Origin of the sequence: Pseudomonas sp. FW300-N2F2, assembly GCF_017351655.1 — a bacterium.
In the GTDB taxonomy this organism is placed as follows: Bacteria; Pseudomonadota; Gammaproteobacteria; order Pseudomonadales; family Pseudomonadaceae; genus Aquipseudomonas; species Aquipseudomonas fluorescens_AA.
This window is the reverse complement of record NZ_JACNDQ010000001.1, coordinates 169,533-187,057: the sequence shown is the minus strand read 5'-3', so window position 1 is coordinate 187,057 and position 17,525 is coordinate 169,533. Positions and strand designations below refer to the sequence as shown.

General features: G+C 62.3%; 16 protein-coding genes. 12 read left to right on the top strand and 4 right to left on the bottom strand.

Annotation, left to right across the window (positions count from 1 at the left end):
- Positions 1–27: 27 nt before the first annotated feature.
- Positions 28–1,311: a glutamate-1-semialdehyde 2,1-aminomutase gene (hemL, locus tag J4E63_RS00895; RefSeq protein ID WP_060740493.1), complete on the top strand. Its 1,284-nt coding sequence runs from the start codon at positions 28–30 to the stop codon at positions 1,309–1,311.
- A gap of 217 nt (positions 1,312–1,528) precedes the next feature.
- Positions 1,529–2,083 carry a tetratricopeptide repeat protein gene (locus J4E63_RS00890; protein ID WP_053188388.1) on the top strand — a complete coding sequence of 185 codons (555 nt, stop codon included), beginning with the start codon at positions 1,529–1,531 and terminating at the stop codon, positions 2,081–2,083.
- Positions 2,084–2,222: 139 nt separating this feature from the next.
- Here the strand turns inward: J4E63_RS00890 and J4E63_RS00885 are convergent, their stop codons facing one another.
- Positions 2,223–2,552, bottom strand: coding sequence for a DUF1820 family protein (locus tag J4E63_RS00885; protein ID WP_003185742.1), 330 nt, complete (start codon positions 2,550–2,552; stop codon positions 2,223–2,225).
- A 133-nt stretch (positions 2,553–2,685) separates the two neighbouring features.
- Here J4E63_RS00885 and miaB point away from each other — a divergent pair, with 133 nt between their 5' ends.
- The 5 genes from miaB to lnt all read left to right on the top strand — a co-directional run bounded on the left by miaB (position 2,686) and on the right by lnt (position 8,122).
- Complete coding sequence (miaB, locus tag J4E63_RS00880; protein WP_060740492.1) at positions 2,686–4,014, top strand: tRNA (N6-isopentenyl adenosine(37)-C2)-methylthiotransferase MiaB; 1,329 nt, start codon at positions 2,686–2,688, stop codon at positions 4,012–4,014.
- A 216-nt stretch (positions 4,015–4,230) separates the two neighbouring features.
- On the top strand, positions 4,231–5,241 hold the full coding sequence (locus J4E63_RS00875; RefSeq protein ID WP_060740491.1) for a PhoH family protein: 1,011 nt from the start codon (positions 4,231–4,233) through the stop codon (positions 5,239–5,241).
- Positions 5,234–5,692, top strand: a complete 459-nt coding sequence (ybeY, locus tag J4E63_RS00870; protein WP_003205868.1) for an rRNA maturation RNase YbeY — start codon at positions 5,234–5,236, stop codon at positions 5,690–5,692. Before J4E63_RS00875 ends, ybeY begins: the two co-directional genes overlap by 8 nt.
- A 39-nt stretch (positions 5,693–5,731) precedes the next feature.
- Positions 5,732–6,571: an HlyC/CorC family transporter gene (locus J4E63_RS00865; RefSeq protein WP_003205870.1), complete on the top strand. Its 840-nt coding sequence runs from the start codon at positions 5,732–5,734 to the stop codon at positions 6,569–6,571.
- Between the two features lie 27 nt (positions 6,572–6,598).
- Positions 6,599–8,122 carry an apolipoprotein N-acyltransferase gene (gene lnt, locus J4E63_RS00860; RefSeq protein WP_207280706.1) on the top strand — a complete coding sequence of 508 codons (1,524 nt, stop codon included), beginning with the start codon at positions 6,599–6,601 and terminating at the stop codon, positions 8,120–8,122.
- Positions 8,123–8,263: 141 nt separating this feature from the next.
- Here lnt and J4E63_RS00855 read toward each other — a convergent pair whose 3' ends face one another.
- Both J4E63_RS00855 and J4E63_RS00850 read right to left on the bottom strand, forming a co-directional pair.
- Positions 8,264–9,025, bottom strand: coding sequence for a YdcF family protein (locus tag J4E63_RS00855; RefSeq protein WP_207280705.1), 762 nt, complete (start codon positions 9,023–9,025; stop codon positions 8,264–8,266).
- Between the two features lie 103 nt (positions 9,026–9,128).
- Positions 9,129–9,449 carry a hypothetical protein gene (locus J4E63_RS00850; protein ID WP_092205537.1) on the bottom strand — a complete coding sequence of 107 codons (321 nt, stop codon included), beginning with the start codon at positions 9,447–9,449 and terminating at the stop codon, positions 9,129–9,131.
- Positions 9,450–9,741: 292 nt separating this feature from the next.
- On the opposite strand from J4E63_RS00850, the gene leuS reads away from it, so the two are divergent.
- The 5 genes from leuS to J4E63_RS00825 all read left to right on the top strand — a co-directional run bounded on the left by leuS (position 9,742) and on the right by J4E63_RS00825 (position 15,906).
- Positions 9,742–12,348 carry a leucine--tRNA ligase gene (gene leuS / locus J4E63_RS00845; protein ID WP_207280704.1) on the top strand — a complete coding sequence of 869 codons (2,607 nt, stop codon included), beginning with the start codon at positions 9,742–9,744 and terminating at the stop codon, positions 12,346–12,348.
- 90 nt (positions 12,349–12,438) lie between these two features.
- Positions 12,439–13,044: an LPS assembly lipoprotein LptE gene (gene lptE / locus J4E63_RS00840; RefSeq protein ID WP_207280702.1), complete on the top strand. Its 606-nt coding sequence runs from the start codon at positions 12,439–12,441 to the stop codon at positions 13,042–13,044.
- A gap of 39 nt (positions 13,045–13,083) precedes the next feature.
- On the top strand, positions 13,084–14,121 hold the full coding sequence (gene holA / locus J4E63_RS00835) for a DNA polymerase III subunit delta (RefSeq protein ID WP_207280701.1): 1,038 nt from the start codon (positions 13,084–13,086) through the stop codon (positions 14,119–14,121).
- 225 nt (positions 14,122–14,346) lie between these two features.
- Positions 14,347–14,511: an alternative ribosome rescue factor ArfA gene (arfA, locus tag J4E63_RS00830; protein ID WP_030140368.1), complete on the top strand. Its 165-nt coding sequence runs from the start codon at positions 14,347–14,349 to the stop codon at positions 14,509–14,511.
- 72 nt (positions 14,512–14,583) lie between these two features.
- Positions 14,584–15,906, top strand: coding sequence for a lytic murein transglycosylase (locus tag J4E63_RS00825; RefSeq protein WP_207280699.1), 1,323 nt, complete (start codon positions 14,584–14,586; stop codon positions 15,904–15,906).
- A gap of 113 nt (positions 15,907–16,019) precedes the next feature.
- Here J4E63_RS00825 and J4E63_RS00820 read toward each other — a convergent pair whose 3' ends face one another.
- Entirely contained in the window at positions 16,020–16,952 is a 933-nt protein-coding gene (locus tag J4E63_RS00820) for an LD-carboxypeptidase (protein WP_207280692.1), read from the bottom strand.
- Positions 16,953–17,525 lie beyond the last annotated feature (573 nt).

Below are 17,525 nucleotides of genomic sequence, written 5' to 3'. Positions count from 1 at the left end.
CCATTTTTCGTTTTCGAGAGCCCAACCATGTCCCGTTCCGAAACCCTGTTTGCCAACGCCCAGAAACACATCCCCGGCGGCGTGAACTCGCCTGTCCGTGCGTTCAAGAGCGTCGGCGGCACCCCGCTGTTCTTCAAGCACGCCGAAGGCGCGTACGTCACCGACGAAGACGACAAGCGCTATGTGGACTACGTCGGTTCCTGGGGCCCGATGATCCTCGGCCACAGCCATCCGGACGTGCTGGATGCGGTGCGCAAGCAATTGGTCCACGGCCTGTCCTACGGCGCCCCGACCGCGATGGAGACCGAGATGGCCGACCTGGTCTGCTCGATCGTGCCGTCGATGGAAATGGTGCGCATGGTCAGCTCCGGCACCGAGGCGACCATGAGTGCGATCCGCCTGGCGCGGGGCTACACCGGGCGCGACAGCATCATCAAGTTCGAAGGCTGCTACCACGGCCACTCCGACAGCCTGCTGGTCAAGGCCGGTTCCGGCGCACTGACCCAGGGCGTGCCGAGCTCGGCCGGTGTGCCGGCGGCGTTCGCCAAACACACCCTGACCCTGCCGTTCAACGACCTCGAAGAAGTCGAGAAAATGCTCGGCGAAGTCGGCCAGGAAGTGGCGTGCATCATTGTCGAGCCGGTGGCCGGCAACATGAACTGCGTGCCGCCGGCGCCGGGTTTCCTCGAAGGCCTGCGCAGCCTGTGCGACCAGCATGGCGTGGTGTTGATTTTCGATGAAGTGATGACCGGCTTCCGCGTGGCCCTCGGTGGCGCCCAGGCCCATTACGGCGTCACGCCGGACCTGAGCACCTTCGGCAAGATCATCGGCGGCGGCATGCCGGTCGGCTGTTTCGGCGGCAAGCGCGCCATCATGGAATGCATCGCGCCGCTGGGCCCGGTCTACCAGGCCGGCACGCTGTCGGGCAACCCGTTGGCCATGGCCGCCGGCCTGACCACCCTGCGCCTGATCAGCCGCCCGGGCTTCCACGCCGAACTGACCGACTACACCACTCGCCTGCTCGACGGCCTGCAGATCCGCGCCGATGCGGCGGGTATCCCCTTCGTGACCACCCAGGCCGGCGGCATGTTTGGCCTGTATTTCAGTGGCGCCGATGACATCGTCACCTTCGAAGACGTCATGGCCAGCGATGCCGACCGGTTCAAGCGCTTCTTCCACCTGATGCTCGACGGCGGCGTGTACCTGGCCCCGAGTGCGTTCGAAGCCGGCTTCACCTCCATCGCCCATGGCGAGACCGAGCTGAAGATCACCCTCGATGCAGCCGAGCGGGCCTTCGCGGCACTGAAGTAAGCCTGTGGATAACTGACGCTGGCTGAAGCTGGCGTCAGTGATTGCTGACAACCTCCCGCCCTTTTCCTACGTATTTATGCCCGAAGCTGCTATTAGCATTCCCGTGCAGCAGAAAAACGAGTAAAGACTTTGTAAGGATGGCCCCGCTTATTTCATAATGCGCGCTTATTGGATCCCCCGGAGGGTCCGCGCGCCCCTCAGAGGTAAGTCGATTCCCATGAACCGCACCGGCCGCACCCTTGCCTTGGGCTGCCTGTTGCTCCTTCAGCCGCTGCTGGCGAATGCACAGGCAGGCGGCAACTCGTTGTTGATCCCGGCGCTGGGCCGTTGCACGCTCAATACCCAGCCACAAGATCTCGCACCGGCACTCGACGCCTGTCAGAAAGCGGCGGACGCAGGTGATGCACAAGCGCAATACGAGTTGGGCGAGTTCTACTACGAAGGCAAGGCTGCACCCCGCGACCTCAAGCAGGCCCTCAACTACTTCGAAAAAGCCTCGCTGCAAGGCCATGCCCAGGCGCAATTCAAGCTCGGCGGCATGTTCTTCCATGGTGAAGGCGTGCCGGCCAACAACGTCCAGGCCTACATCGTCTTGAAGATGGCCGCGGTCAATGGCGCCGAAGAAGCCCTGGACACCGCCGACGAAGTCGCCGAGCAGATGCCCCGCGACGAGTTGGAAGTGGCGACCCAGGTGCTGGGCCAGATCTTTCGCAAATACCTGATGGAATTGCAGAACGCCGATGGGCGTACGCCTTTTTCGCCGCTGCCCTGACTATTGCTTCGGCCTTGATGGCCTAATCGCGAGCAAGCTCGCTCCCACATGGGTTCTCTGTGCGCACAAGTTTGCGAGCATCGACAATCCAGTGTGGGAGCGAGCTTGCTCGCGATTGGAAGCACCTCGGTCTTGAGTCTTACTTCTCAGGCATCGGCATCGGAAACGGCATCACGTTGCCAACCGCACCGCGGGCTTCGCTGATTTTCGGCGTGCCCAGGCGTTCGACTTCGTCGATGCGCACGATCGAATGCATCGGTACGAAACTGCGCACCACGCCTTCGAACTGCGCCTTGAGCTTTTCTTCGCTCGGATCGACGACCACTTGCGTGCGCTCGCCAAAGACGAACTCTTCCACTTCCAGGAAGCCCCACAGATCACTTTGATAGATCTGCTTGGCGTACATTTCGAACACCTGGCCCTGGTTAAGGAAAATCACCTTGTAGATTGGAGCTTCACGTTTGGTCATGGCTGGCGAAACACATCGGCGGGTAAAAATGAGGGCGCGAACTATAGCATAGCCACTGCTCGCACAGCGGTAGGAACCGGGGGACTTGTTCCCTATAATGCGCGGTTCTTTGAATCACGTGATGACTCCGTCCATGGCCAAGAAGCTTTACATCGAAACCCACGGTTGCCAGATGAACGAGTACGACAGCTCGCGCATGGTCGATCTGCTGGGTGAACACCAGGCCCTGGAAGTCACCGCCCGCGCCGAAGACGCGGACGTGATCCTGCTCAATACTTGCTCGATCCGCGAGCGCGCCCAGGACCGGGTGTATTCCCAACTGGGCCGCTGGCGCGAGCTGAAGCTGGCCAACCCGGAAATGGTCATCGCCGTGGGCGGTTGCGTGGCCAGCCAGGAAGGCGCGGCCATTCGCGATCGTGCTCCGTACGTGGACGTGGTCTTCGGCCCGCAGACCTTGCACCGTCTGCCGGAGATGATCGACGCCGCGCGCGCGACCAAGCTGCCGCAAGTGGATGTCTCGTTTCCGGAAATCGAAAAGTTCGACCACCTGCCCGAACCGCGCATCGACGGCCCAAGCGCCTATGTGTCGGTGATGGAAGGCTGCAGCAAGTACTGCACGTTCTGCGTGGTGCCCTATACCCGCGGCGAGGAAGTCAGCCGACCGTTCGACGACGTGATCGCCGAGATCATCCACCTGGCCGAAAACGGCGTGCGCGAAGTGACCCTGCTGGGGCAGAACGTCAACGGCTATCGCGGCCTGACCCATGACGGGCGCCTGGCGGACCTCGCCGAGCTGATCCGCGTGGTGGCGGCGGTGGACGGCATCGACCGTATCCGCTACACCACGTCCCATCCACTGGAGTTCTCCGACAGCCTGATCCAGGCCCACGCCGAGGTTCCCGAGCTGGTCAAGCACCTGCATTTGCCGGTGCAATCGGGTTCCGACCGGATCCTCGCGGCCATGAAGCGCAACCACACGGCGCTGGAGTACAAATCCAAGTTGCGCAAGTTGCGCGCGGCAGTGCCGGGCATCTGCATCAGCTCGGACTTTATCGTTGGTTTCCCCGGTGAAACCGAGAAAGACTTCCAGCAGACCATGAAGCTGATCGAAGACGTGGGCTTCGACTTCTCCTATTCCTTCGTCTACAGCCAGCGCCCTGGAACCCCGGCGGCCGACCTGGCGGACGACACCCCGGAAGAACTGAAAAAAGAACGGCTCAACGCCTTGCAGCATCGCCTCAACCAGCAAGGCTTCGAGATCAGCCGACAAATGGTCGGTTCCGTCCAGCGAATTCTGGTGACCGATTATTCGAAAAAAGACCCCGGCGAGCTGCAAGGACGTACCGAAAACAACCGTATCGTCAATTTCCGTTGCGACACCCCGGCCCTGATCGGCCAGTTCGCCGATGTGCACATCGACGCCGCGCAACCGCACTCCCTGCGGGGTTCGCTGATCCAGTAACCCCACACTTCCTGTGGGAGCGAGCTTGCTCGCGATAGCGGCATGGCAGTCAATTCTCATGTTGAATGTGAGGCCCCCATCGCGAGCAAGCTCGCTCCCACAGTGAATCGTGCCAAGCCTTGTGATCGGATTCGCCTGTTTAAGAGCTTTCGCACCCAGCCTACTGGCGCTATCCTTGGTTTCATCTCAATTGCCCCTGGGCGGCTAAAAACGACCTTGAACGCACCCATCGAACCACATCGCTTTATTCTCGAGCCCTTTGAGGCTCGCCGCTTCGCCAATCTGTGCGGGCAATTCGACGAGCACCTGCGCTTGATCGAACAGCGCCTGGCCATCGAGATCCGCAACCGCGGAAACCAGTTCGAGCTGATCGGCGAACCCAAGCACACCACCTCCGCGGAAAACCTGCTGCGCCGTCTCTACCGGGAAACCAAGGGGAGCGAGCTGTCGCCGGATACGGTCCACCTGTTCCTGCAGGAATCGGCTGTCGAAGAACTCGACAACCACGCCCCGTCGGAACCTGCCGTGGCCCTGCGCACGAAAAAAGGCATGATTCGCCCGCGCGGCTTGAATCAGCAGCGCTACGTAAAGGAAATCCTGGGCAACGACATCAACTTCGGCATCGGCCCGGCCGGTACCGGCAAGACCTACCTGGCCGTGGCCTGCGCCGTCGATGCGCTGGAGCGCGAACAGGTACGGCGCATCCTGCTGGTGCGACCGGCGGTCGAAGCGGGTGAAAAACTCGGCTTCCTGCCCGGCGACCTGGCCCAGAAGATCGACCCGTACCTGCGCCCGCTCTATGACGCGCTGTATGAAATGCTCGGCTTCGAATACGTCGCCAAGCTGATCGAGCGCCAGGTCATCGAGGTCGCGCCGCTGGCCTACATGCGCGGTCGTACCCTGAACAACAGCTTCATCATCCTCGACGAAAGCCAGAACACCACGGTCGAGCAGATGAAAATGTTCCTGACCCGGATCGGCTTCGGCTCCACCGCCGTCATCACCGGGGACATCACCCAGGTCGACCTGCCCCGTGGCACCAAGTCCGGGCTGAACCATGTGATACAGGTCCTCAAGGACGTGCCAGGCATCAGCTTCACGCACTTCATGCCCAAGGACGTCGTGCGCCATCCGTTGGTCCAGCGCATTGTCGAAGCCTACGAGCGCTTCGAGAATCGCGAGGCCGACGACACGACCGAAGGCAAAGGCAATCGCCACAATGCTTGAACTCGACCTGCAAGTGGCCTGCGAACACGCCGCCCCCAGCGAAGCCCAGTTCCGCCAATGGTGCGAACTGGCCCTGCGCCAGCGCAGCGCCGACTCGGAGCTGACGATCCGCCTGGTGGACGAGCCCGAAGGCCGCGAGCTGAACCATACCTGGCGGCAGAAAGACTACGCCACCAACGTGCTGTCGTTCCCCGCCGACGTTCCCGACGAGCTGCTCGACATCCCGCTGCTGGGCGACCTGGTGATCTGCGTCCCGGTGGTGGAGCGTGAAGCGGCGGAACAAGACAAGACCCCCGAGGCCCACTGGGCCCATCTGGTGATTCACGGCTGCTTGCATCTACTGGGTTACGACCATATAGAAGATGACGAAGCCGAAGAAATGGAAGCACTGGAACGAACGTTGCTTGCAGAGCTGGGTCATCCCGACCCCTACGCCGGCGACGAACACTGATACATCAACTGTAACGACAAAGGATTCAGAGTAATCGCTATGAGCGAAGATCGATCGAGCAACGGGCAGAAGTCATGGCTGGGCAAGCTCACCCAGGCTTTTGCCCATGAGCCGAAAAACCGCCAGGAGCTGCTGGAGCTGCTGCGCGATGCACACCAGAACAAACTGCTGGACAGCGAAGCGCTGGCCATCGTCGAAGGCGCCATCCAGGTCGCTGACCTGCAAGTGCGGGACATCATGGTCCCGCGCTCGCAAATGGTCAGCATCAAGGCGACCCAGACCCCGCGTGAATTCCTGCCCGCCGTGGTCGACTCCGCTCACTCGCGCTACCCGGTCGTTGGCGAGAGCCATGACGACGTCATGGGCGTACTGCTGGCCAAGGACCTGCTGCCGCTGATCCTTCAGGAGAACGGCGACAGCTTCAACATCAAGGACCTGCTGCGCCCGGCCACCTTCGTGCCCGAGTCCAAGCGCCTGAACGTGCTGCTGCGGGAATTCCGCGCCAACCACAACCACATGGCCATCGTCATCGACGAATACGGCGGCGTGGCCGGCCTGGTCACCATCGAAGACGTCCTCGAGCAGATCGTCGGCGACATCGAGGACGAGCACGATGTCGAGGAAGACAGCTACATCAAGCCGCTGCCCAGCGGTGACTTCCTGATCAAGGCTCTGACGCCGATCGAGAACTTCAACGAATTCTTCGACAGCCAATTCTCCGACGATGAGTTCGACACCGTCGGCGGCTTGGTGATGAGTGCTTTCGGGCACCTGCCCAAGCGCAACGAAACCACGGAAATCGGCTCCTGGCGCTTCCGCATCCTCAATGCCGACAGCCGCCGGATTCACCTGCTGCGCCTGTCACCCATTGGCCGATAACCCCTGCGAGACCCGCTAAGGATACACATGCGCTGGATAACCCGCCCCGGCTGGCCCGGTAACCTGCTGGCCGTGGCGGCCGGTGCGATCACCACCCTGGCCCTGGCACCGTTCGACCTCTGGCCGCTGGCATTGCTGGCGGTCGGCTTGTTCTATGCCGGACTGCGCGAGCTTTCGCCACGCCAGGCCTTGGGCCGTGGCTGGTGTTTCGGTTTTGGCCTGTTTGGCGCCGGCACCAGTTGGATCTACGTCAGCATCCATAACTTCGGCGGCGCCTCGGTGCTGCTCGCCGGGCTGTTGATGCTGCTGTTCATCGCCGCCATCGCCTGGTTCTTCGCCCTGCCCGCCTGGCTGTGGGCGCGCTGGCTGCGCCGCAACGAGGCGCCCTTGGCCGATGCCCTGGCATTCGCCGCGCTGTGGTTGGGCCAGGAAGCCTTCCGCGGCTGGTTCCTCACCGGGTTCCCGTGGCTGTATTCCGGTTACAGCCAGCTCGACGGTCCCCTGGCCGGCCTCGCGCCGCTGGGCGGGATGTGGCTGATCTCCTTCACCCTGGCCCTGACCGCCGCGCTGCTGTACAACGCGCCGCGGCTGATCCGCGGCGCCCGCAAAGGCTTTATTGCCGCGGGCGTGCTGCTGTTGATCGGCCCGTGGGTGGCCGGCATGGCACTCAAGGGGCATGCCTGGACCAGCCCCTCGGGCGACCCGCTGAGCGTCGCGGCGATCCAGGGCAACATCGAACAAAGCATGAAGTGGGACCCCGAACAGCTCAACGCGCAGTTGGCGCTGTACCGCGACATGAGCTTCGCCTCCAAGCGCGTCGACCTGCTGATCTGGCCGGAAACCGCGGTGCCGGTGCTCAAGGAGTCCGCCCAGGGCTACCTGGACATGATGGGCAACTTCGCCGCCGAGCGGCAGTCGGCGTTGATTACCGGCGTGCCGATTCGCCAATTGGTGCATCACGAGAAGCGTTACTACAACGGCATCACCGTGACCGGCGAAGGTGACGGTACCTACCTGAAGCAAAAACTCGTACCTTTTGGCGAATACGTGCCGCTACAAGACATCCTGCGCGGCCTGATCGCCTTCTTCGACCTGCCCATGTCGGACTTCGCCCGGGGGCCGGTCGACCAGCCGTTGCTGCAAGCCAAGGGTTACCAGATCGCCCCGTTCATCTGCTATGAAGTGGTCTACCCGGAATTCGCCGCCAGCCTCTCGGCGCGCAGCGACCTGCTGCTGACCATCAGCAACGACACCTGGTTCGGCACCTCGATCGGCCCGCTGCAACACCTGCAAATGGCCCAGATGCGCGCCCTGGAAGCCGGCCGCTGGATGATCCGCGCCACCAACAATGGCGTGACCGGCCTGATCAACCCCTTTGGCCAGATCACCGCACAGATCCCGCAATTCGAGCGCGGCATCCTCTATGGCGAAGTGGTGCCGATGCACAACCTGACCCCGTACCTGCAATGGCGCTCGTGGCCGCTGATCATTTTTTGTGTGTTGCTGTTGGGCTGGGCATTGGTGGCGAGCCGGATGGCCAAGACGGTTTAAAGCCTTTTGGAAGCACTTGTGGCGAGGGAGCTTGCTCCCGCTGGAGTGCGAAGCGCTCCCAGAAATTTTGGGGCCGCTGCGCAGCCCAGCGGGAGCAAGCTCCCTCGCCACAACTATGTTCAGCCCACACATTTCGTATGCTCAGCGATAAAACACCAAATACCCCAACAACCCCATCGCCTCATTCATCAACTGCCCGGACTGCCAGATCGACTTGAACTCCGGCATCCAGCCGCCCAGTGGCCGGGCGTTGTCCGGGCCCAGGAAGCCGACAGGCGCCGGCACCACTTCAAATCCTGAGCGCTCGAAACTCCAGACCGCACGCGGCATGTGCCAGGCCTGGGTGACCACCACAATGCGCTTTATATTTTCCGGCAGCAGGATCTCGGCGCTCATCTGGGCGTTTTCCCAGGTCGTACGGCTGCGCGCTTCCTGCCAGCGTACGGTGACGCCGAAGTCGTCCCGCATCGAATCGGCCATCAACTTCGCTTCACTGGGTGGAGTGCCATAGTGCAAGCCGCCGGTCGTCAGCACGGGCAAGCCCGAAGCCTTGGCCAGTCGCGCCGCATAACGCTGGCGTTCGAGGCCGACACCGGTGGGCTGGTCGGAACCCCAGGCCAGGTCACCGCGCTCGCGACCGGAACCCAGCACCACGATGGCGTCGGCACGCTGGGCCAGGGTCGCCCATTCACTGCGCAGCAACGGCGGTTCACGCTCCAGTGCCTTGGCACTCCACTGCACCACCACCGGCAGGCTCATCAGCCAGAAGCCCCCCAGACCGACGGCAAAACACAGGCGAGCCAGGCGCGGCCGCGAATGGCGCCACCACCAGGCAAGCGCCAACAACAGCAAAAGAATGCCGGGCGGCAATAAAAGTTGTTTGATGAAATAGCGAAACGGCATCGGGCATCTCCATAGATGCCCGAAGCCTAGGTGGGTTGACGCAAAGCGACAACAGATTCGAAAAAACCTTGAATCAAAAAAAGCGACACGCGTGAATCCGGCGTTACTTGAACTGCAGTGACCGGACCTTTACAGCATCCTTGTCAGGCGTCCGGTCCTTGAGCCATACAACCTTGGCCGAACGGGGCGCATCGAGACGCTTGATTACCTGGGCCCCACTGGCGGGGGGTTGATGTCCGGCCTGTTCGAGGTAAGCCTCGACCAGTTCGAACTCTGCGGGGCTCAAGCCACGCAGCTCCAGCTCTACCGGACGCTCATCCCGCAAGCGGCCGGCGGTTCTTGCAGCGTCCAGGGCCACCCCGAGACGATCGATCAGTTTTTCATACAACTCAGGTGTAGCGACTTTTCGTTGTGATTCAACCATCCCTCACCTCATTGAAGATAAGACTCACTCCCCATTGAGAAGCTTAGCTTCGCTGGGCAAACCGGCAGGGCGCCGCGACCAACGGCCCTGAACACGGGTTCGCGCCAGCGATCGTCGATGACCAGCACGCAATCAGGGTTTCCCTCGGTAGAGCGCGGTCATGTATGCTACGGCGCTTCCTGTAACTCCACTTCCAGCTTGGCTGGGCATCGAAAACGCCGCATTCGGCGTCGTCTGCGTCCAGTATGGCCACGAAGAGGATTGGGCCACCCCATTCAGTACAAAAGTAGCCATGCACGAACACTACCAGCCCCGTGAAATCGAAGCCGCCGCCCAGTCGTTCTGGGACGAGCAAAAGTCCTTTGAAGTCAGTGAACAGCCAGGCAAGGAGACTTACTACTGCCTGTCGATGTTCCCTTACCCCAGCGGCAAGCTACACATGGGGCACGTGCGCAACTACACCATCGGCGACGTGATCTCCCGCTACCAGCGCATGCAAGGCAAGAACGTCCTGCAACCCATGGGTTGGGACGCCTTCGGCATGCCGGCGGAAAACGCCGCGATGAAGAACAACGTGGCCCCCGCCAAGTGGACCTACGAAAACATCGCCTACATGAAGACCCAGCTGCGCAGCCTGGGCCTGGCGGTGGACTGGTCCCGCGAAGTGACCACCTGCAAGCCGGACTACTACCGCTGGGAACAATGGCTGTTCACCCGCCTGTTCGAAAAAGGCGTGATCTACCGCAAGAACGGCACCGTGAACTGGGACCCGGTGGACCAGACCGTACTGGCCAACGAACAAGTGATCGACGGCCGCGGCTGGCGCTCCGGCGCGCTGATCGAAAAGCGCGAGATCCCGATGTACTACTTCAAGATCACCGCCTACGCGGATGAACTCCTGGAGAGTCTCGACGAGCTGACCGGTTGGCCCGAGCAGGTCAAGACCATGCAGCGCAACTGGATCGGCAAGTCCCGGGGCATGGAAGTGCAGTTCCCGTATGACGTCGCCTCCATTGGCGAAGCCGGCACCCTGAAAGTCTTCACCACCCGTCCGGACACGCTGATGGGCGCCACCTATGTGGCCGTGGCCGCCGAGCATCCGCTGGCCACCCTGGCGGCACAGAACAACCCCGAGCTGCAGGCGTTCATCGCCGAATGCAAGGGCGGCAGCGTCGCCGAAGCCGATGTCGCCACTCAAGAGAAGAAAGGCCTGGCGACGTCGTTGTTCGTCGAGCACCCGCTCACCGGCGAGAAGCTGCCGGTGTGGGTCGCCAACTACGTGCTGATGCACTACGGCGACGGCGCCGTGATGGCCGTGCCGGCCCACGACGAGCGTGATTTCGAATTCGCCCACAAGTACAACCTGCCGATCAAACCGGTGGTGCGCACCAGCGCCGGCGACCAGACTCCGGCACCTTGGCAGGACGCCTATGGCGAACACGGCGAACTGATCAACTCCGGCGAGTTCAACGGCCTGGACTTCCCAGGTGCATTCGATGCCATCGAAGTCGCCCTGATCAAGAAGAACCTCGGTGCCTCGCGCACCCAGTTCCGCCTGCGGGACTGGGGCATCAGCCGCCAGCGCTACTGGGGCTGCCCGATCCCGATCGTGCATTGCGACACCTGCGGTGACGTACCGGTGCCGGAAGACCAACTGCCCGTGGTCCTGCCAGAAGACGTCGTGCCCGACGGTGCCGGCTCGCCCCTGGCGCGCATGCCCGAGTTCTACGAATGCAGCTGCCCGAAATGCGGCGCACCGGCCAAGCGTGAAACCGACACCATGGACACCTTCGTCGAGTCCTCCTGGTATTACGCGCGCTACGCCTCGCCGCACTATGAAGGCGGCCTGGTGGAAAAATCCGCGGCCGACCACTGGTTGCCGGTGGACCAATACATCGGCGGCATCGAACACGCCATTCTCCACCTGCTCTATGCACGCTTCTTCCACAAGCTGATGCGTGACGAAGGCCTGGTGAGTTCCAACGAGCCGTTCAAGAACCTGCTGACCCAAGGCATGGTGATCGCCGAGACTTACTATCGTCGCGAAGCCAACGGTGCCTACACCTGGTTCAACCCGAGCGACGTCGAACTCGAACGCGACAGCAAGGCCAAGGTCATCAGCGCCAAGCTGATCGCCGACGGCCTGCCGGTGGAAATCGGCGGCACCGAGAAAATGGCCAAGTCGAAGAACAACGGCGTCGACCCACAATCAATGATCGACCAGTTCGGCGCGGACACCTGCCGCCTGTTCATGATGTTCGCCTCGCCACCTGACATGAGCGCGGAATGGTCCGACTCGGGCGTCGAGGGCTCGCACCGCTTCCTCAAGCGCGTCTGGCGCCTGGCCCAAGCCCACGTCACCCAGGGCCTGCCGGGCAAACTGGACGTCGCCGGCCTGAACGACGAGCAGAAAGCCGTTCGTCGCTCGATTCACCTGGCCATCAAGCAGGCCAGCCATGACGTCGGCCAGAACCACAAATTCAACACTGCCATCGCCCAGGTGATGACGCTGATGAACGTGCTGGAAAAAGCCGCGCAAGGCACCGAGCAGGATCGCGCGCTGATTCACGAAGGCCTGGAAGCCGTGACGCTGCTGCTGGCGCCGATCACCCCGCACATCAGCCACGAGCTGTGGAATCGACTGGGTCACGCCGACCCGGTGATTGACGCTCGCTGGCCGGTGGTGGACGAAACCGCGCTGGTGCAGGACAGCCTGACCCTGGTCATCCAGGTCAACGGCAAGCTGCGCGGCCAGATCGAAATGCCGGCCGCCGCCACACGTGAAGAAGTCGAAGCCGCTGCGCGGGCCAATGAAAACGTGCTGCGCTTTGTCGATGGCCTGACGATTCGCAAAGTGATCGTCGTGCCCGGCAAGCTGGTCAACATCGTCGCAAGCTAATTGGATCGGGCGCGAGGCTCAAGCCTGGCGCCGAATACAACCTGCGGGGTCGCATGGTCGACCCCCATAGGGTTCAAGGGGAGCAACAAGATGATCAAACGTAATCTGCTGGTAGTGGGCCTGGCGGTCCTGTTGAGCGCCTGCGGCTTCCAACTGCGCGGCACCGGCACCACCGAGCTGGCGATCAAGGAACTGGACCTCAGCGCACGGGACACCTATGGCGAAACCGTGAAAATGCTGCGCCAGACCCTGGAGAACAGCGGTGTGAAAGTCTACAACGGCGCACCGTACAAGCTGGTGCTGGCCAGTGAACAGCAAAGCCAGCGCAGCCTGAGCTACGCCGGCGCCGGTCGTTCGGCCGAGTACGAACTGACCAACGTGCTGAACTATGAGATCCACGGCCAGAACGACCTGACACTGCTGGACGACAAGCTCCAGGTGCAAAAGGTCTACCTGCACGACGGCAACAACATCACCGGTTCCGACCAGGAATCCATCGAAGTGCGCGGCGAAATGCGTCGCGAGCTCGTACAAAGGATGATGCTGCGCCTGCAACAGCTGAGCCCGGCCCAACTGGACCAGCTGCAACAGACCGCCAACGCCAAGGCCAAGGCCGAAGCCGAAGCCCTGGAAGCGGCGCGCAAGGCTGAAGCGGAAACCCCGCAACAGTCGCCGATGCAGATCCCGGCTGAATAAGCCTTGCGGGGCGCTCCGGCGCCCCGCTCGCTTTCTCTTATGAAGCTCGCTCCCGCCCAACTCGGCAAACACCTGCAAGGCGCCCTTGCGCCGGTCTACATCATCAGTGGCGATGACCCGCTGCTGTGCCAGGAAGCCGCCGACGCCATCCGCACTGCCGCACGCCAGCAAGGTTTCGACGAGCGCCAAGTCTTCGCCGCCGACGCCAGTTTCGACTGGGGCACGCTGCTGCAGGCCGGGGCGAGCATGTCGTTGTTCGCCGAAAAACGCCTGCTGGAACTGCGCTTGCCCTCCGGCAAACCCGGGGACAAGGGCGCCGCTGCGCTGATCGAATATTGCTCACGCCCGGCCGAGGACACGGTGCTGCTCATCAGCTTGCCGAAACTCGACGGCAGCGCGCAGAAGACCAAATGGGGCAAGGCCCTGGTCGAAGGCCAGCAGACCCAGTTCGTGCAGATCTGGCCGGTGGATGTCAGCCAGTTGCCCAGCTGGATCCGCCAACGCCTGTCCCAGGCCGGTCTCTCGGCCAGCCAGGACGCGGTGGAGTTGATTGCCGCCCGGGTCGAAGGCAACCTGCTGGCCGCCGCCCAGGAAATCGAAAAACTCAAGCTGATGGCCGAAGGCGGGCAGATCACCGTAGAAACAGTGCAGGCTGCCGTGGCCGACAGTGCGCGCTTCGATGTCTTCGGCCTGACCGATGCGATCCTCAACGGTGAAGCCGCCCATGCCCTGCGCATGCTCGAAGGCCTGCGGGGCGAAGGCGTCGAGCCGCCGGTGATCCTCTGGGCCCTGGCCCGGGAGTTGCGCCTGCTGGCCAACCTGTCCCTGCAATACAGCCAGGGCGTACCGCTGGACAAGGCCTTCAGCCAGGCCCGCCCGCCCGTCTGGGACAAGCGCAAACCCCTGATGAGCAAGGCCCTGCAACGCTATTCGGCACCGCGCTGGGCGCAATTGCTGCTCGAAGCCCAGCGCATCGATGCGCAGATCAAGGGCCAGGCCGCCGGCTCGCCGTGGATGAGCCTGAGTCGGTTGTCGTTGTTGATGGCCGGTCAACGGTTGCCCCTACCTGCCGAGTAAACACACTCTTCAGACCAGAGTTTTTTGCGGCGAGGGAGCTTGCTCCCGCTGGGGCGCGAAGCGGCCCTGTTTTTTGGGTCTGCTTCGCAGCCCAGCGGGAGCAAGCTCCCTCGCCACGAAAGCTTTATTTCAGGCGACAATTTCTCTCGCATGCAGGGACTGGACAACACCCCAACTCTGTCCCATGATTTGCCCCGCAAAACCATCCCCACGAGAGATCCCATCATGAGCAAAAAGCCATCCAGGCATGGCCCCAACAAGGCCAAGTCCATCGTCGCCCAGCCCCTGTTCCGCAGCCGCCAGGAACGACCCGCCAAGGGCAAAGGCAGCTACCGCCGCGAAGCCTTCCAGTCTGACAACTGGGAGGCTTCTTGCTTTCTGGCCGCTTGAAACACTCGGACAAGCCCTACGCCCCTTTCGCATGTTAAGGTCAGCACCTGATTTGTATTTCTGGACCCGTGCATGCCCTTCTGTCTTTCCCATCGTTGGCCACTGCGCCAAATGATTGTTGCCGCAAGCGTTGTCCTGCTTGTCGCCTGCGCCGAAAAACCTACCGCCGCCGACGCCCAACCGCTCCAGACCGTTCCCGCCGTGACCGCTCCGGCCATCGTGCCGCCCGTGGTGCCCACCGGTGATGACCTGGCCATTGCCCCCACCCAGACCTTCGCTGAATGGCAGGCCGGGTTTCGCAAGGAAGCCCTGGCCGCCGGGATCCGCGCCGATTTGTTCGACCGTGCGTTTGTCGGCGTCAGCCCGGACATGAGCGTGATCAAGGCCGACCGCAGCCAGCCGGAATTCACCCGCCCCGTGTGGGAATACCTCGATGGCGCGCTGTCGCCACTGCGGGTCAACAAAGGCAAGAGCCTGATCCAGCAGAACGCCCAGGTCCTGCAAAGCATCGAACAGCGTTATGGCGTCGATCGCGAAGCGCTGGTGGCGGTGTGGGGCATGGAGAGCAACTTTGGCCAGTTCCAGGGTAGCAAGTCGGTGATCAACTCCCTGGCGACCCTGGCCTACGAAGGACGACGCCCGGGCTTCGCCCATGCGCAATTGATCGCCGCGCTGCAAATCCTGCAACAGGGCGATATCACACCGGAAAAAATGCTCGGCTCCTGGGCCGGCGCCATGGGCCAGACCCAATTCATTCCCACCACATACAACACCCACGCGGTGGATTTCGACGGCGACGGCCGCCGCGACATCTGGGGCAGCTCCACCGATGCCCTGGCCTCGACTGCGCATTACCTGCAAAGCTCCGGCTGGCAACGTGGCCAGCCGTGGGGGTTCGAGGTCGATCTTGCCGAGGGCTTCGACTACACGCTGGCCGATGGCACGATCCGCAAGCCCGTCTCCGAATGGATCCGGCTGGGGGTTTCAGAATATGGCGGCTTGCCGATCGCCCCGGATGACAAGCAGCTATCGGCGTCCCTGCTGCTGCCGGCCGGCCATCGCGGCCCGGCGTTCCTGATCTTCGATAACTTCCGTGCCATCCTCAAGTACAACAACTCGTCGTCCTATGCCTTGGCGGTCGGGCTGTTGTCAAAGCGCTTTACCGACGGCGGGCTGATCTACGGCCAGTGGCCCAAGGAAGACCTGCCCCTGAGCCGCAGCGAACGCATCGAACTGCAAACCCTGCTGGGCAAGCACAACTACGACGCGGGCAACCCCGACGGCATCATCGGCGCCAACACCCGCAAGGCCATCCGCAGCGCCCAGCAGTCGTTCGGCTGGCCGGCGGATGGGTATCCGACGCAGCAGTTGCTGGAGGCGTTGCGTAACCGCTGATTCGCCTTATTGGCGACTGCCGCTATCGCGAGCAAGCTCGCTCCCACAGGTGTTCCCAATCAACCTGTGGGAGCGAGCTTGCTCGCGATGGCTGACTCCCAAGCGCTACATGACTAGCGACTGACCACCACATCCTGCTCCAACACCAACCTCTTCTCCCCCGCATCCAGCGTCACCAACGCCCCCATGGGCAAGGTCAGGTTCGGATCGCAATGCCCACTGCGCCAACCGGACAGCACCGGAATGCGCAATGGCGCGAAAGTCTGCTTGAGCAGCCCGTTCAACGCCTCGACGTCGACCCCGGCCACGTCCCCCACCAACACACCGCGCAGCTGTGCCAACGTGCCGGCCAGGCGCAGTTGGGTCAGCAGTCGGTCGATGCGATACAGCGGCTCGTTGACGTCTTCGATGAACAGGATCACCCCTTCGGCGTCGATCTGATAAGGCGTGCCCATGGTCGCGGCAATGATCGACAGGTTGCCGCCCAGCAGACGTCCGTGGGCGATACCTGGCTCGACGGTAGTCAATGGGTAGGCTGCGGGGTGGTTCAGCTCACTGCCGGCCTTCAACTGTCCACGCAGCAGGCTGAAAAACGAGGTGACGGTTGGGGGTTCCTTGTCGCCCAGCAGATCGGCGTTGAGCAGCGGGCCGTGGAAGGTCACGAAGCCTGCGTAACGGCTGATGGCCAGGTGCAGGGCGGTGATGTCGCTGTAGCCTACGAATGGCTTGGGGTTGCGTCGCAGGAGGTCGAAGTCGATGCGATCCAGCAGGCGTGGTGTGCCGTAGCCACCGCGTAGGCAGATGATCGCGGTTACTTCTGGGTCGGCGAAGGCGGTGTGCAGGTCGTTGAGGCGTATTTCGTCGCTGCCGGCGAGGTAGCCGTTTTTTTCGTAGACGCCTGGGAGTATTCGCAGCTCGTGGCCTCGGGCGCGCATCCATTGGATGGCTTTTTCCGTGTCCAGGGGGGCCGGGCCGGCGGGGGCGATCACGGCGATCAGGCCTTCGGATGGGAGAGCTGGGACAGGGTGATGTGGGGTTAGGTCCATGCGTTTCCCGCTTTGTCGGCTTGTGTGTATATCCGTTTTTTGTGTAACGGCCACTTATGGTTCCGCCCTTACGGCGGCTCACTTTTGAAAAGCGCAAAAGTAAGCAAAACGCTCTTGCCCCACCACTCGGTGCCTCGCCTAGGCTCGGCATGCCCGAACGAAGGCATTGCTCCGTGGGCCGCCGCGAAGGGCCATCCATGGCCCAGCGCGGCTATCCCGGCATCCATGCCGGGATGCCCACTACGCAATGCCTGCGTTCGGCCAGCGTGGTTTAACGGGGCGCCTAGATCAAGATCAAGATCAAGATCAAGATCCAAAGCAAAGCAAAGCAAAGCAAAGCAAAGCAAAGCAAGAGCGCGACACATCCAGCATCTATGTAACTGAACCACCGCCATCGCGAGCAAGCTCGCTCCCACATTGACTTGCGGGTGATCACAGCATCTACGCACGACACAAAAACCTGTGGGAGCGAGCTTGCTCGCGATGACGTCAGCACAGCCAACATCATCGCAAACTGATACTCCGCTTCCGCGAGCAAGCCCGCTCCCACATGGACTTGCGGGTGATCACAGC